Source organism: Vibrio marisflavi CECT 7928 (genome assembly GCF_921294215.1).
GTDB lineage: Bacteria > Pseudomonadota > Gammaproteobacteria > Enterobacterales > Vibrionaceae > Vibrio > Vibrio marisflavi.
Map to the genome: position 1 here is coordinate 1,691,760 of NZ_CAKLDM010000002.1, position 13,720 is coordinate 1,705,479.

11 protein-coding genes are annotated in these 13,720 nt (G+C 42.2%); 8 read left to right on the forward strand and 3 right to left on the reverse strand.

Annotated features, from left to right (window positions below):
* Positions 1-10 precede the first annotated feature (10 nt).
* Entirely contained in the window at positions 11-1,291 is a 1,281-nt protein-coding gene (gene bioA / locus L7A31_RS14545) for an adenosylmethionine--8-amino-7-oxononanoate transaminase (protein ID WP_237362495.1), read from the forward strand.
* A 154-nt stretch (positions 1,292-1,445) separates the two neighbouring features.
* On the opposite strand, the gene L7A31_RS14550 is transcribed toward bioA, so the two are convergent.
* Entirely contained in the window at positions 1,446-2,072 is a 627-nt protein-coding gene (locus L7A31_RS14550; protein ID WP_237362496.1) for a DUF2057 family protein, read from the reverse strand.
* A 78-nt stretch (positions 2,073-2,150) separates the two neighbouring features.
* Positions 2,151-3,215, reverse strand: a complete 1,065-nt coding sequence (locus L7A31_RS14555) for a porin (RefSeq protein WP_237362497.1) — start codon at positions 3,213-3,215, stop codon at positions 2,151-2,153.
* A 777-nt stretch (positions 3,216-3,992) separates the two neighbouring features.
* On the opposite strand from L7A31_RS14555, the gene dinG reads away from it, so the two are divergent.
* Genes dinG through L7A31_RS14580 form a run of 5 tightly spaced genes read left to right on the forward strand, consistent with a single transcriptional unit; the run spans position 3,993 to position 8,778 of the window.
* Positions 3,993-6,068 (forward strand): ATP-dependent DNA helicase DinG, encoded by a 2,076-nt coding sequence (gene dinG, locus L7A31_RS14560; protein ID WP_237362498.1) that lies wholly within the window; start codon positions 3,993-3,995, stop codon positions 6,066-6,068.
* A gap of 56 nt (positions 6,069-6,124) precedes the next feature.
* The gene (locus L7A31_RS14565) at positions 6,125-6,895 is read left to right on the forward strand and encodes a sulfite exporter TauE/SafE family protein (RefSeq protein ID WP_237362499.1); all 771 of its coding nucleotides are present in this window, start codon (positions 6,125-6,127) and stop codon (positions 6,893-6,895) included.
* A gap of 3 nt (positions 6,896-6,898) precedes the next feature.
* Positions 6,899-7,447, forward strand: a complete 549-nt coding sequence (locus L7A31_RS14570) for a primosomal replication protein (RefSeq protein WP_237362500.1) — start codon at positions 6,899-6,901, stop codon at positions 7,445-7,447.
* 2 nt (positions 7,448-7,449) lie between these two features.
* Positions 7,450-7,629, forward strand: coding sequence for a pleiotropic regulatory protein RsmS (rsmS, locus tag L7A31_RS14575; RefSeq protein ID WP_237362501.1), 180 nt, complete (start codon positions 7,450-7,452; stop codon positions 7,627-7,629).
* Between the two features lie 12 nt (positions 7,630-7,641).
* On the forward strand, positions 7,642-8,778 hold the full coding sequence (locus L7A31_RS14580; RefSeq protein ID WP_237362502.1) for a ribosomal protein uL16 3-hydroxylase: 1,137 nt from the start codon (positions 7,642-7,644) through the stop codon (positions 8,776-8,778).
* A gap of 6 nt (positions 8,779-8,784) precedes the next feature.
* Here L7A31_RS14580 and L7A31_RS14585 read toward each other — a convergent pair whose 3' ends face one another.
* Positions 8,785-10,896, reverse strand: a complete 2,112-nt coding sequence (locus tag L7A31_RS14585; protein WP_237362503.1) for a methyl-accepting chemotaxis protein — start codon at positions 10,894-10,896, stop codon at positions 8,785-8,787.
* Between the two features lie 327 nt (positions 10,897-11,223).
* Between L7A31_RS14585 and L7A31_RS14590 the strand changes: the two genes are divergently transcribed.
* Both L7A31_RS14590 and L7A31_RS14595 read left to right on the forward strand, forming a co-directional pair.
* Positions 11,224-12,027: a DMT family transporter gene (locus L7A31_RS14590; protein ID WP_237362504.1), complete on the forward strand. Its 804-nt coding sequence runs from the start codon at positions 11,224-11,226 to the stop codon at positions 12,025-12,027.
* 211 nt (positions 12,028-12,238) lie between these two features.
* Positions 12,239-13,708, forward strand: coding sequence for a multiheme c-type cytochrome (locus L7A31_RS14595; protein WP_237362505.1), 1,470 nt, complete (start codon positions 12,239-12,241; stop codon positions 13,706-13,708).
* The last annotated feature ends 12 nt before the right edge of the window (positions 13,709-13,720 follow it).

Here is a 13,720-nt window from a genome sequence, read left to right on the forward strand (position 1 = left end):
TGAGGCATTTATGGATTTAGAGTTTGATCGTCAGCACATATGGCACCCGTACACTTCTACCATCGATCCGCTAACCTGCTATCCGGTTGTTGGGGCACGAGATGTTTATTTTCAGTTGGAAGATGGTAGAGAACTTGTCGATGGTATGTCTTCTTGGTGGGCCGCCATCCATGGATACAATCATCCACACCTCAATGCAGCAGCACATTCTCAGATAGATAAAATGTCTCATGTTATGTTTGGTGGGATTACACACGATCCGGCAATTAACCTGTGCAAGCGCCTGCTCAAGATGGTACCTGACAATTTAGAGCATGTTTTCTTGGCAGACTCTGGATCGGTATCTGTTGAAGTATCGTTAAAAATGGCATTGCAATACTGGCATGCAAAAGGAGAAAAACGGCCTAAGTTTTTAACGGTTCGCGATGGCTATCATGGTGATACTTTCGCCGCTATGTCAGTGACCGACCCTAACCACTCGATGCACTCTCTTTATAAAGGTTTCCTACCAGAGCACATATTCGCTGAGTCACCGAAAACAGGTTTTTGGGACGATTGGCAGCAAAGCGACATTGACGATTTCAAACAAAAGCTGTATCAACATCATACTGAAGTCGCTGCAGTGATACTTGAGCCTATTGTTCAAGGTGCTGGCGGGATGCGGCTATACAACCCAGAGTTTTTACGCCAAGTGAGAAGCTTGTGCGATGAGTTTGGCGTACTGCTGATTTTAGATGAAATCGCTACAGGCTTTGGCAGGACTGGAAAACTGTTTGGTTGTGAACACGCAAACATCAAACCCGATATTATGTGTGTTGGCAAAGCGCTAACTAGTGGATATATGACATTGTCTGCTTCGATCACGACAAAAGAAGTAGCAATGACAGTATGTGGCGGAGAAGCTGGATGCTTTATGCACGGCCCTACGTTTATGGCAAATCCACTTGCCTGTTCGGTGGCAAACGCGAGTTTAGAGTTGATAGAAAAAGGTGAATGGCAGGGACAAACAAAGCAAATTGAACAGCTATTTGCTGAACTGCTACCTAAACTTAACCACTACGATCTAGTCAAAGATACTCGTTGGCTTGGTGCTATTGGTGTGGTTGAGACGACAAGGCCCGTCAATATGGAACCTATCCAGAAGTTGTTTGTGGAGCACGGCGTTTATATCAGGCCATTCGGCAAACTAATTTACATGATGCCGCCATTTATTTGCAAACCAGAGCATATTGAAAAACTAGTAAAGGCCATAGAGGCTGCACTGAATAGTCCAGAATGTTTTCTGGATTAAACTACCTGCGTTTCTACAAGCAATAAAAAGGGAGGCGGTCATCGGCTCCCTTTTTATTGCAGCAAGATTACTATCTATTAAATCTTGTTCTATTGCCCCTAAATAATTGTTGTTGTGGCTAGGCAACAAATGGGGCGGGGAAATATTGGAATGACTATGACTGTGATTTCACCCACTGCTCAAACTGCTCACGCTCTTCTGGGTTTGCACGGCTATACCATAGTTTAAGCTGAAGAATATTTTCAGTTTCGCCAGTGACCGCTTTGCCACCGTTGACTTGCTCGATTTCTTTTTTCAGCGAACGGATTTTTCCAGATTCAAAAACTAAGCCGTGTTCTTTGTTGTAAGCCGTGATAAGTGCTAAAACATCTCGATAAGGGAAAGCACCTGCTGGAGCAGGTAGGACAAACTGTTTGCTATCGATTTCTTTTCCATCAGCAACAAACTTATAAACTGGTTTTTTATCGTCAGAGAGGTTTTCTATTTTATTGTACTGGTTAGAAAGTGTCGTTACTTCGATATTTTGGTAACCATCGCTGTTGATGACCGCTACATAAGGATAGAAGCTTAAGTATTCCTCTTTGCCACCATCTCTTAGCCTGCCACCAAACTCAAGTACCAACTGGTTTTCACCAGGTTGCAACTCCACACTTTTACTCGCAACTTTTTCCCCATTAAGAACCGCAATATCTATTCCAGAACCTGCTTTTAAAGTGGCAGCCGACGCGATACTCGCAAAACTAAAAACAACGAAACCTAAGAAAAACTTCTTAAACAGCATACTATTCTCCTTAATAGCTCAAAAGAAAAAGCCAACGTAACACGTTGGCTTTAGATTTTATACTAAGTTGTTAACAACTTAGAATGTGTAGTATGTACCCCAAACCCAAGAGTCGCCATCTTGATCTGTGCTGCCTGTAAAGCCAGCGTCAGCACTACCTGTTTGGTACTCGATGAACGTCAACAGGTTGTCAGAAATAGTGTACTGAAGACCTACAAGTAGGTTATCTACATCAGCATTATTAACATCAGATTTGGTATTTGTAGAACTATTGTAAGACTTATCGTTAGACATTACACCGTAAGTCACATATGGCTTCCAACTATCTACTGTATAAGAAACAGCTACGCCATAAGCATTACCTTCATAATAAGTACCAGATGTAACAGCATCATCGAAGAAGCCGAAGTTTGAGTTAACGCCTTCGTAAGCAGAATATGTTGCTGCTACAAATAGTCCACCAAACGTAGCCGATGCAGAAATACCACCTTTGTAGTAATCAGGGTTATAAGTAGTACCGCCTGTAGCTTCACCACTTTGATAAGCAACACCTACACTATAATTTGAGATATCATAGTTTAAAGAGGCACCATAAGTGTTTGATAATCCATCTGTTTGCTCAGTTGTCACATCAGCGACAAACGTTAGACCGTCAACAACAGTAGCTTTAAATCCAACACCGTGGCCTTTAGATTCACGGTGGTGACCGCCTGAATCACTTAGGTAGTAACCTTCATTTGTAATATCATCTTTTTCAATAGCATCTAGTGAATCTGCCCAGTCACCATGTTCACCAAGAACAACACCCCACTTATCAGTTTTCACACCAACATATAGGTCATCAAACACTGCCCCATTTGCTTCGTTATCGGCAGGTTTCCAACCATTCCCTTGCTCGATCTCAAAAGAGCCAAATGCTGTAAACATATCATTTAGTTGATGTTCTGCGTCGATTTGAATCTTTGCCCAAACGTCAACATCAGTATCATACTTAGTAGAGGTCGCATCACTATCCCAGTTAGAAATGTACGAGTCAATCTCACCCTTTAGAGACACTTTAGAAGTATCTGATCCATAGATTTGTGCTGCATTTACAGAACCAGCCGTAGCTAGTACCGCTAGAGCGATTAGCGTCTTTTTCATAATAATCCACTGCCTTTTCTTAGTGCGGGAAGTCCTTATCCGGTTCCCTTTATGTTTTTGGTAATCACTCAAACTCTTAAATGGTCGGATGTCACTACCGTCAAATTCCGTAGCTAAGCTTGCTAGAGAATCCCCAGACTGTCAAATAGCCTAAAAAGTAATTTATAAAAATAAATAAAATAATTACAAATCAAAGACTTAGATGTAAAAACTTGATTTATAAGTATTTACTTAAGTATTAGCACGTAAATCAATATTTTGTAACACACGAAAAACATTCAAAGCTTTATCCCTAAAACTATCAATAAAATACAGAATATTGGTATATTTCACTAATTAAACCATTCACAGCGGAATAATATTCTTCTCGATTTGTTTTTATTTTCAGTTTTTTTACCGGATTTTATTTTGTGAGTCAGATCTATTTTTAGTCTAAAAAAAACCTATTTCGTGAGCTCAATAGCATGTGTGAAATTGTGTTAATATCTCGGGTGAGTCGATCTTTTTCGGTAAAGTTTTGTTCGATTGCAAGTTTTTTAATCGCGGCGCAGGCTAAGAAGCTTAGTCATTCTAAGTGATTAGCCTGCAACAAAGAGTAGAAACCTTGCAATCGAACCCTTCGGGCAGCATTTGTCGCTTCTTTCTTCTGCGTCAGCGCTGATTTGTGTAGATTACTACACAGCACCACCGCTTCCTTGTATAAAGAAGCGACAAACTGCTGCAAAAATCATCGCAAAAGATCAACTCGCCCTAATTTCCAAATAATTCGGTCCCTTTATGCCAGCGAATAATATTCAAACCTCGATAAGAAACAGCTATCAAAACCTGCAAGCTCAACTAGAAAACTTCGTTCCTCGCCGAGCGCAGAATTACTTAGTCGCTGAAATCGCCAAAACCTTATGTGGTGAATACCACAATACGAATCGCCTAATCGTGGCAGAGGCAGGGACGGGAATTGGTAAATCACTCTCATATTTAATGGCCGCTGTTCCCGTTGCAGTTTTGAACAATCGTAAAGTTGTCATTTCAACCGCAACTGTAGCTCTGCAAGAACAGTTATTAGACAAAGACCTTCCTTTATATAGACGCATTACCGATTTGGACTTTCGCTTTCAACTAGTGAAAGGAAGGCAACGATATTGCTGCGCAGAAAAACTAATGGTGGCTAGCGGTACTGACGGTGGACAACTGGCCATATTTGAAAACAAGCCGAAAGAAAAAGATATCGCATTACTGCAAGAGCTATATCAAAAGCTCGCAAGCGGTAAATGGGATGGAGACAGAGACTCATGGCCAGAGCCAATTAAAGATGAGCTTTGGTCAATGATTGTCAGTGATAAGCATAGCTGCAATAACAGCCTACCAGCTCACAGGCAATGTCCATTTCAAAAAGCTCGTGCAGAGCTGGATAAAGCAGATGTGATTGTGGCGAATCACAGTTTAGTCATGGCCGATGCTGATTTGGGTGGTGGCATCATTCTCCCTGAACCAGAAAACACTATTTATGTCTTCGATGAAGCACACCACCTACCAAAAGTCGCACGCGACCACTCTTCTGCCGCAGCCAGTTTAAAGGGCGCAGCTAGTTGGTTAGAAAAGTTAAATCAATCAGTGAAAAAATTCGCGAACTTGGCAGATGAGAAACGTGTCAGCCGTTTTCGCAACGAACTGCAAGATAGCATTCAGCAACTCGTTCCCTCACTCACACAACTTGCTCGACAATTTAATCCTGCGCAGTTTGAAGATAAGTGCTATCGGTTTGAACATGGTGATCTACCTAGCTGGCTGGAAGAGCAATCACAAGAACTCAAACAAATGTGTTCGAAGGGTCATCAAGCAATCAATAAAATTGCCGATCTCATTGCAGAACGTATAAAAGATGGAGAAGTGTCGAACAAGCTTGCTGAACCAGCGCTAGCAGAAATCGGCTTCTATATACAAAGGATGGAAAACCTAACTCAAGTATGGAGCTTGATGGCAGAGCCTAAAAGGGAGAAAGGCGCACCACTTGCTCGCTGGTTGGAGCTACACCCAGATAAAGAAGATGATTTTATCGTCAACGTATCTCCTCTTGAAGCCGGTTGGAAACTCGACCAACAGATCTGGAGCCGCTGCATTGGTGCTGTACTAACTTCCGCGACGATGCGAGCTCTTAACTCTTTTCGTTTCTTCTGCCAGCAAGCTGGTGTCAGCGACAAAGAAGAAGACGGCACACGATTTTTAGCATTAGCATCGCCATTTGATTATGCCAACCAAGCTGAGCTTTTGATTCCCAAAATGAAGCTAGAGCCATCGGCAGACCAATTTACGGATAGCCTATGTGAAATACTTCCCTCACTCATAAAAGAGAACAAGGCCAACTTAGTATTGTTCGCATCTTATTGGCAGATGAACCAAGTTGCTGAATCTTTGAACAAAAAATTTATAAAAAAAGGTTGGGCGCTACAAGTTCAAGGGGACTCTTCACGTACTAAGATACTCAACAAACACAAAACGTTAGTCCAATGTGGAAAAACAAGCATCCTTTTTGGTACCGGTAGTTTTTCCGAAGGTTTGGATTTGCCCGGCGAGTTACTAGAAAATTTAGTTATTACCAAAATTCCTTTTGCAGTTCCAACCTCTCCCGTTGAACAAGCACACTCTGAATATATCGAGCATAAAGGAGGCAATCCGTTTATGCAGATCACAGTACCAGAAGCGAGCAAAAAGTTAATTCAATCTGTAGGGCGACTACTGCGTAAAGAGCAAGATTCTGGTAGAGTCATCATCCTTGATCGACGCATCGTCACCAAACGTTATGGCCAAGCACTGCTCGATTCATTGCCGCCATTTAAAAGAAATATTGAGTATTAGGCCTCAAGGGCTCTAAACTTCAAGTCGTCACTATAACAATAAATAGACTGTACCCTATGGAATATATTGAGCCAACCACGCTGGTCATTTTGGCTTTAGTAGCATTTTTTGCTGGATTTATCGATGCTGTAGCCGGCGGTGGTGGTATGCTAACGGTTCCCGCTTTGCTGTCGTTGGGTTTACCACCACATATTGCTCTCGGCACAAATAAAGTAGCGGCTTCTTTTGCTTCTTCAACCGCGGCTTTTACCTATTATAGAAAACGCTTATTTAAGCCTCAGTTTTGGGCTCGGTGTTTTATTGCGACTTTAGTTGGTGCCATCGCTGGCGTACTGCTTGTCGATAAAATCAGTACTGCTTTTCTCGATAAAGCCTTGCCACTGATTATTTTAGCTGCAGCTATTTACACCATTTGGCACAAAACACCTGATGCGCACAAAAATGCCATTCCCACTTCTGATCCAAAATTTCATAAGAAACAGTCAATCCAAGGTGTTGTGCTTGGGTTTTATGATGGGATGGCTGGGCCGGGTACTGGTGCTTTTTGGACGGTAAGTTCGATGGCACTTTATAGGCTTAATATTTTGCTGGCGTCGGGGCTTGCTAAGGCTATGAATTTTACCAGCAACTTTACCTCTTTGATCGTTTTTGCTTACTTAGGACATGTGCACTGGGTTCTTGGTTTAACAATGGGTGTGTGTTTAATGGCAGGAGCGTTCCTCGGCGCGCACACAGCAATACGTTTTGGTGCCAAATTTATTCGACCTGTATTTGTATGCGTTGTAAGCATATTATCTATTAAGTTGGCCTACCAAGCGTGGTTTTGATGTATGCGACAACTTAGCCAAATTGAGCACACCTTAGAGAGTTTGAATAAACAAGCAACTCAAGTCGATAGAACTAGAGGCGAGCATCATCAAGCATTATTTGATGAACGGCTTTTTCATGGTAAAGCTCGCCTATTAGTTCCATGTGTAGAAGAGGCACAAGCGACGTTATCGAGCTTAACTCGAGAGCAGCAAACCGAAAAGCTCACTAGGCAGCACGCTGAGTTTTTAACCCAACGATTGGTCGCACAAATTGAAGCGATTCAACGAGAGCTTTCTACATTATCGATCAGGAAAAAAGAGCCCAAACACCGCCATTATTTCCGCAAGTCAATTCATCGTCTTTATCAAGATCTTGCTCAGCATCAAGAATGGGAACGTCGCTTGAAAGAGATGGTTAGAGCACAAGAGTTAGCCGTTTCGCAAGCGTCATTTAGTCAGCAGGCACAAGCGCAACAAACATTAATCAAGACAGAACAGCGCCTCAAGCGCTGCCAAGACTCGAAACTAAAGTTAGAGAAACAAATTACTTTCAGGGAGAAAAGCAAATAGTTATGAGTTTAGATAAGCCTAACAAATCAAATCCTTTAGATAATGCGCCCGATGAGATAAAACTTGCTGTCGATCTTATCTATCTACTGGAAAGCAACGAAGTCGAGCCAGAAACTGCGCTCGCAGCAATTGAAATCGTTAAACACGATCTCGAAAATAAAATCAGCGCAAAAAATTGTTAAATTAGGATGCACATGTACCAACTGACCTTTTCCTTACAAGAGTTTGTAAAACAATATTGGCAAAGAGAGCCTGTGGTTATAAAAGCGGGTTTTGCAGATTTTGTTGACCCTATAACACCAGAAGAATTAGCGGGGTTATCACTTGAACAGGAGGTCGACTCACGTTTTATCTCAAATGCTAATGGCAAGTGGGCTGCTGAACATGGGCCATTTGAGGAAAATAAATTCGCTACACTAGCGGAAAGCCATTGGCAAATCGTCATTCAAGCTGCCAACCATTGGCACTCAGGTGCCGCAGAGCTTGTTCCACCTTTTTCTCAAATTCCACAATGGATTTTTGATGACGTGATGATCAGCTATTCGACACCGGGTGGTGGAGTTGGTCCACATATCGATCAATATGATGTTTTTATTATTCAGGGCCTTGGCAAAAGGCATTGGCGCGTTGGTGCAAAAGACAAAGGCCAGTATGAAGAAATAATCCAAGCAAATGCACTAAGACAAATAAAGCAATTTGACTCGGTTATTGATGAGGTTCTTGAGCCGGGAGATATTCTATATATACCACCGGGATTCCCACATGAAGGTTATGCGCTAGAAAATAGTATCAGCTATTCAATTGGTTATCGCACACCAAAAGAACAAGAGTTAGTGAGCCAGTTTGCAGACTACTATTTAGCTGAAAACCTTGGCGAAGAACATGTGACTACTGAAGACATTGAACTACAAACCAATGGCGGTGAGATCAACAAGAGCACCCTTAATCAGCTTCAGTCGATACTAGAGAAAAGCATTGCCCAACCACAATTGATGAAAGACTTTTTGGCGACAATGCTGAGCCAGCCTCGCCACCAACTTGATATCATCGAGCCTGAACCTGCATACACGACAGAACACATTCTTGACGAGCTTGCTTCTGGATCAATGCTAACCAAAGTGTCTGGTTTGAGGGCTTTTTATCACAGTGATGATTCACAATGCGTTTATATCAACGGAGAAAAGTTTGATGCCGCAGAAAATCACCAGTTAGTTGAAAAGCTTTGCAATCAACCAAGCTTTACGGTAACTGACACATCTACAATGAACTGTCATTCAATAGCTCTGCTCACCGAGTTGGTGAACAAAGGCTATTGGTATTTCGAAGGTTAGAGATCGCTAGACTTTAAACTGATTAACGAGTTGCTGTTGTTTACTCGATAGGTTACCGATTTGCTCACCGACAGCTTCTGATTCACCAGCTTGCTCGAGGATCTGAGCACTCAAATCGCGTATGTTGGTGATACTTTGGTTAACTTCACCTGAAACTGCTTGCTGCTCTTCAGCTGCACGAACAATTTGGCTGTTCATGTCGTTGATAGCAGCAATCGATTCAAAAATGTGACTTAATTCTTCTACAGCTTTATTCACTTGATGTGCAGAGTCATTGGCTAACTCATTACCTTGATTGATGGCTTCTACCACGTCTTGCGTACCGCGTTGTACTTTTTCAATCACACTTCGAATTTCACCAACAGAGTCTTGAGTTCTGCTAGCTAGATTCCTTACCTCATCGGCAACAACTGCAAAACCACGCCCTTGCTCACCCGCTCGTGCTGCCTCAATTGCAGCATTCAATGCAAGTAAGTTTGTTTGTTCTGAAATGCCTTCGATTACAGTGAGAATGTCGGTAATATTGGCGTTGTTCTTGGCCAGTTCCTCTACAACAGGAACAGCACTGGTCATTCGCTCAACCAACTTCATCATTTCTTCTTCAGAGCGCTCAATAACTTCTTTACCAGAGTTGGCAGCCTCGTTTGCTTCTCCTGCAGCATTTACCGCAACTTCAGCATTTTGCACTACTAGTCCCGCCGTTTGCGTCATCTCTTCACACGCAGTGGCAACTAAATCCACTTCTTTAAATTGAGATTCACTACTTGATCGCGTGTGTACTGCAGCAGTTTTCGCTTGGTCTGTAGTAGAAGCCACTTGATGAGTAGTATCCACAACCTGACTTATAGTGTTCTGAAGCTTTTCAAGAAAGAGGTTAAAACCACTAGCAAGTTGGCCGATTTCATCTTGAGATTTTACATTCAACCGTTGAGTTAAGTCCCCTTCTCCAGAAGCAATATCATCTAATCGGGCAACGACATCTCGAATGGGCTTCACTAAGCTTCTCGACATAAATGCAATCACGATGAGTCCAATGATCACCGCTATTGCGCCTGTACCTAACTCGACATAAACGCCCTTTTCCACCTGGCTACTAATCATCTGATCTAGGTGGTCTGCATCGGCAAGAACACTCGCTCGTGGCATTTCAAATATAACGCCCCACGTCTGGTTCGCGACTTGGATCGGAGCGAAAACTGTTAACCAATTACCATCAGTACTCCACTTGGTGACGACCTTATTGCCAAATAAGAAGTCAGTCACCGCTTCACTAGAAACATGCTCACTACTGAATGGAGAACCAACCGCTAATTCACTATTGTCTGAAGCTATCAACGAGCCATCCAAACTGATAATAAAAATATCTCCAGAGCCACTAAATAAACTTTGATCCGATTCTTGAGCAATCGCAGCTAGTGGGTTTAAGTTCAAGTCAATCCCAAAGAAACCAATGGTTTCACCATCTTGTTGAATAGGAACTGAGATTGAGGAAGTGAGCTGTTCAACACTGCTTGTTTGGGTTAGTTTAGGACTGGATACGCAAGTACTGCCACTAGACAACGGGCAGAAAAAGCGCTCACTGTTAGTCGAATCTGTCAACGATTTTTCGCTCAGAACATTCTCTTTCGCATCATCTCCATCTTCTAACCAATATGAGGCAAAACGTCCTTTTTCATTTGAGCCGACGTAGTCTGCGTTTTGATAGTTACTATCTTCACTATCAAGCATATCTGGCTTGAACACCAAATAAGCACCTTGGATATTCTTGTATGACACAACGGCACTCTTAACCATATCGTTGAGTGCTGTTCTCAACTCTTCACTTGATCCAAAATTCTCTTCGGTATTGGTTTTATAGAATAAAGCATTGCTCGCGAGCATTTCAGAACGGTAAATAGACTCGTTTAAAAATTCTGCGACTAACGATGCATTAAATAATGCCCGCGTTTCCAGTAGCTGCTGAGACTTATTTATCACTGACTCCGAGCTTTGCTCTTTGATGATCTTTTGATTTCCGAGCGCGTTATAAACAGAGAATCCAACTAAAGAGAGTGAAGTGATTAACAAACAAAATCCCGCAAGAATCGTAATCTTCCACTGAACAGACAGGGTTCGCATACAATGTCCTTATAAAAAGCAAAAACTCATAAGCTTAGGCAATATCCGTTCCAATTAGACCACATTTGCCATTTGAATCAATTATAGGTTTACAAAATTGTTAAATTTATTACTAAAGATAGACAATTTTTGAAGTGTTGGGCATAAAAACTGCCTCTTTATGCCTTCAAACAAGATTCTTAGTCAAATCAGTGTATTCGAAATCAAGATGGGAGCTTGTAAATAGGTTAATTGTAATTTCTTCTAACAAGTACGCGAATTTAAATCGCTACTCTTAAATAGCTCGCCTTCTAAAATAAGCCCCAACATTTCTGCAAGGTGAATAGCATGTTGAACAAAGATATAAAAGCATCTTCATTAGTTGTTATTTCTACATTTTTCTTAGCTACGCAGAATACCGCGGCGAAGAAGTTAACTGGCGAAATGTTAGTCGGCTTTTTATTAACTGTTAGGTTCTTTTCCATCTCTGCGATTTGTTTTGCAACCATGTTCTCTCAACTGCTTATTTTGATTACCCTCTCTAGTATGAGCTTGATAGGCGCTACGTTGATGATAAGCCTTTCACCACTGCTCATTCCATTTGTAGACTGGCTAGCTTATAGAAGAAAAATCAAACTAAAAAATACTATCTCTCTGCTGATCGCATTTTCTGGCGTGTTTTTATTAACAGAGGGAGGAGCAGTTGATCTACACACGGGTATTGCTTATGGTGCAGCTGCGGCAATAACTCTTGCAGTCACCCAAGTCGTTGCACATCGTGTGTCCAAATCTGAATTGAGAGTAACCTCCCAAGTCTGCTGGACTTTCTTAGTATCCGGCCTCTGCAGTTTACCGTTACTCTTTTGGCAACTAAGTCATTCGCCAGCAAGCTTATCAAACGTAACCGCCGTAAGCTGGTTAATTCTAATAGCATTTATTATCTCTTCCGCTCTTAATCGATCTATACGCAATTTGGGTTACAGCCTTGCATCAAGTGCGACAGTTACTGCCCCTTGGCTGTATTCTAACTTGATATTTGCAGCTGTATTTGGCGCTATGTTTTTTCATGAATCCATCACTTACGTAACAGCGATAGGCTTTCGGCAATTATTGTCGGAGGAATTACCAACATCTACCGATAACGTGCAATGAGCCTTTTGTTGCAGATACTAGTTACTCTCAGTAACAAACATAGCAAACTGATATAAATCAATAAAAGCTCACTTATTTATGTTCCTACTCACCCCTCCTCCCAAATTACCCACTTTTTAATTGTGGTTTTATTGATTGGTTCTAAAATCATCTATTAGGATGATATTTAGTCAACACTGTTCAAACTTTCACTGAGAGATTGAGGCCCGATATGGACATGGAACGAGGCAACCACTCAACATGGATGCGACTCTTGTTAGCATCTTTTTTTATCATAGTGACAATACTTTCGTTTAGCGCCAATGCCAAACCAGAAGCACTGGTTCTAAAACCATTTGATCAGCTAAGCCCTGAAAGTAAAGAATGTGCCGCTTGTCACAAAGAAAAGAACCCTTCAATTTATGCTCAATGGGGACGTTCAAAACACTTTGGCGCCAATGTCGGTTGTTATGAGTGTCACCAAGCAGATCCTGTCGACAAAGATGCTATCAAGCACCAAGGGTTTGACATCGCTGTAATAGTTTCACCTAAAGACTGCAGCAATTGCCATTCTAAGCAAGTTGAAGAATTTGAGAAAAGCCACCATGCGAAAGCTGGTCAGATTATTGGCTCACTGGATAATTTCTTAGCTGAGGTTGTGGAAGGGTCCCTATCTTTCAACGGAGAGTCACCAGCTGCCGTTAGTGGTTGTTGGCAGTGTCATGGTTCTGAAGTCAAAGTACTGGAAAACGGCGACTTAGACCCTACCACTTGGCCAAACACTGGCATTGGCCGTATTAACCCAGATGGTTCGCTTGGTGCCTGTACTGCATGTCACCAACGCCATGAATTTGATATGGTACAAGCAAGACGCCCAGAAGCGTGCGGCAAATGTCACCTAGGGCCCGATCACCCTCAAAAAGAAATCTATGAAGAATCCAAGCACGGCATCAACTTTTATGCTCATGTTGATCGCATGAACATGGATTCATCAAAATGGATCGTGGGTGAAGACTACGATGCGGCACCAACTTGCGCAACTTGTCATATGTCCGCTACCAGTGACCTACCGGTCACTCATGACGTAGGCGATAGGATTTCTTGGACACTTCGGCCAGCAATATCTGAAAAAATTGATGCGAAAGCAAAGGCTATGGGCAAAGAAACAAAAAGCTGGCAAGACCGTAGAGCTGATATGCAGAATGTGTGTCAATCTTGCCATACTAAATCAATGGTCAATAGCTTCTACCAACAGTTTGACCACTTAGTTGAACTCTATAACGAGAAATTCGCTCGTCCTGGTAAGCAACTAATGGGCATTCTATATGACGAAAAAATGCTAACCGAAACAGCATTTGACGAAGAAATTGAATGGACTTGGTTCTATCTATGGCATCACGAAGGCCGCCGCGCGCGTCATGGTGCTGCGATGATGGCCCCAGACTATGTTCAATGGCATGGTATGTATGAGGTCGCGGAGCGTTTCTATATCGAAATGGTACCTCAGTATTTGGAAGTGGTAGAAAAAGCTGAGCACAAAGGCAATGTTGATGGCGCCAAACGTGCACGAAAAGTATTGGAAGATATTCTAGCAAGGCCCGAGCATGCTTGGTTCTCTGGTAAAGAGCCAGATTCAGTTAAGAAAGCACGTAAGGATGCACAGAAAGCATTCAAGTCTCGCTATCTAAACGAAAACAAATAACCTGCTCCGTGC

Excerpts from the sequence above, each read along its gene's own strand:
- bioA (WP_237362495.1), top strand. The coding sequence starts at position 11 with ATGGATTTAGAGTTTGATCGTCAGCACATATGGCACCCGTACACTTCT.
- L7A31_RS14550 (WP_237362496.1), bottom strand. The coding sequence starts at position 2,072 with ATGCTGTTTAAGAAGTTTTTCTTAGGTTTCGTTGTTTTTAGTTTTGCG.
- L7A31_RS14555 (WP_237362497.1), bottom strand. The coding sequence starts at position 3,215 with ATGAAAAAGACGCTAATCGCTCTAGCGGTACTAGCTACGGCTGGTTCT.
- dinG (WP_237362498.1), top strand. The coding sequence starts at position 3,993 with ATGCCAGCGAATAATATTCAAACCTCGATAAGAAACAGCTATCAAAAC.
- L7A31_RS14565 (WP_237362499.1), top strand. The coding sequence starts at position 6,125 with ATGGAATATATTGAGCCAACCACGCTGGTCATTTTGGCTTTAGTAGCA.
- L7A31_RS14570 (WP_237362500.1), top strand. The coding sequence starts at position 6,899 with ATGCGACAACTTAGCCAAATTGAGCACACCTTAGAGAGTTTGAATAAA.
- rsmS (WP_237362501.1), top strand. The coding sequence starts at position 7,450 with ATGAGTTTAGATAAGCCTAACAAATCAAATCCTTTAGATAATGCGCCC.
- L7A31_RS14580 (WP_237362502.1), top strand. The coding sequence starts at position 7,642 with ATGTACCAACTGACCTTTTCCTTACAAGAGTTTGTAAAACAATATTGG.
- L7A31_RS14585 (WP_237362503.1), bottom strand. The coding sequence starts at position 10,896 with ATGCGAACCCTGTCTGTTCAGTGGAAGATTACGATTCTTGCGGGATTT.
- L7A31_RS14590 (WP_237362504.1), top strand. The coding sequence starts at position 11,224 with ATGTTGAACAAAGATATAAAAGCATCTTCATTAGTTGTTATTTCTACA.
- L7A31_RS14595 (WP_237362505.1), top strand. The coding sequence starts at position 12,239 with ATGGACATGGAACGAGGCAACCACTCAACATGGATGCGACTCTTGTTA.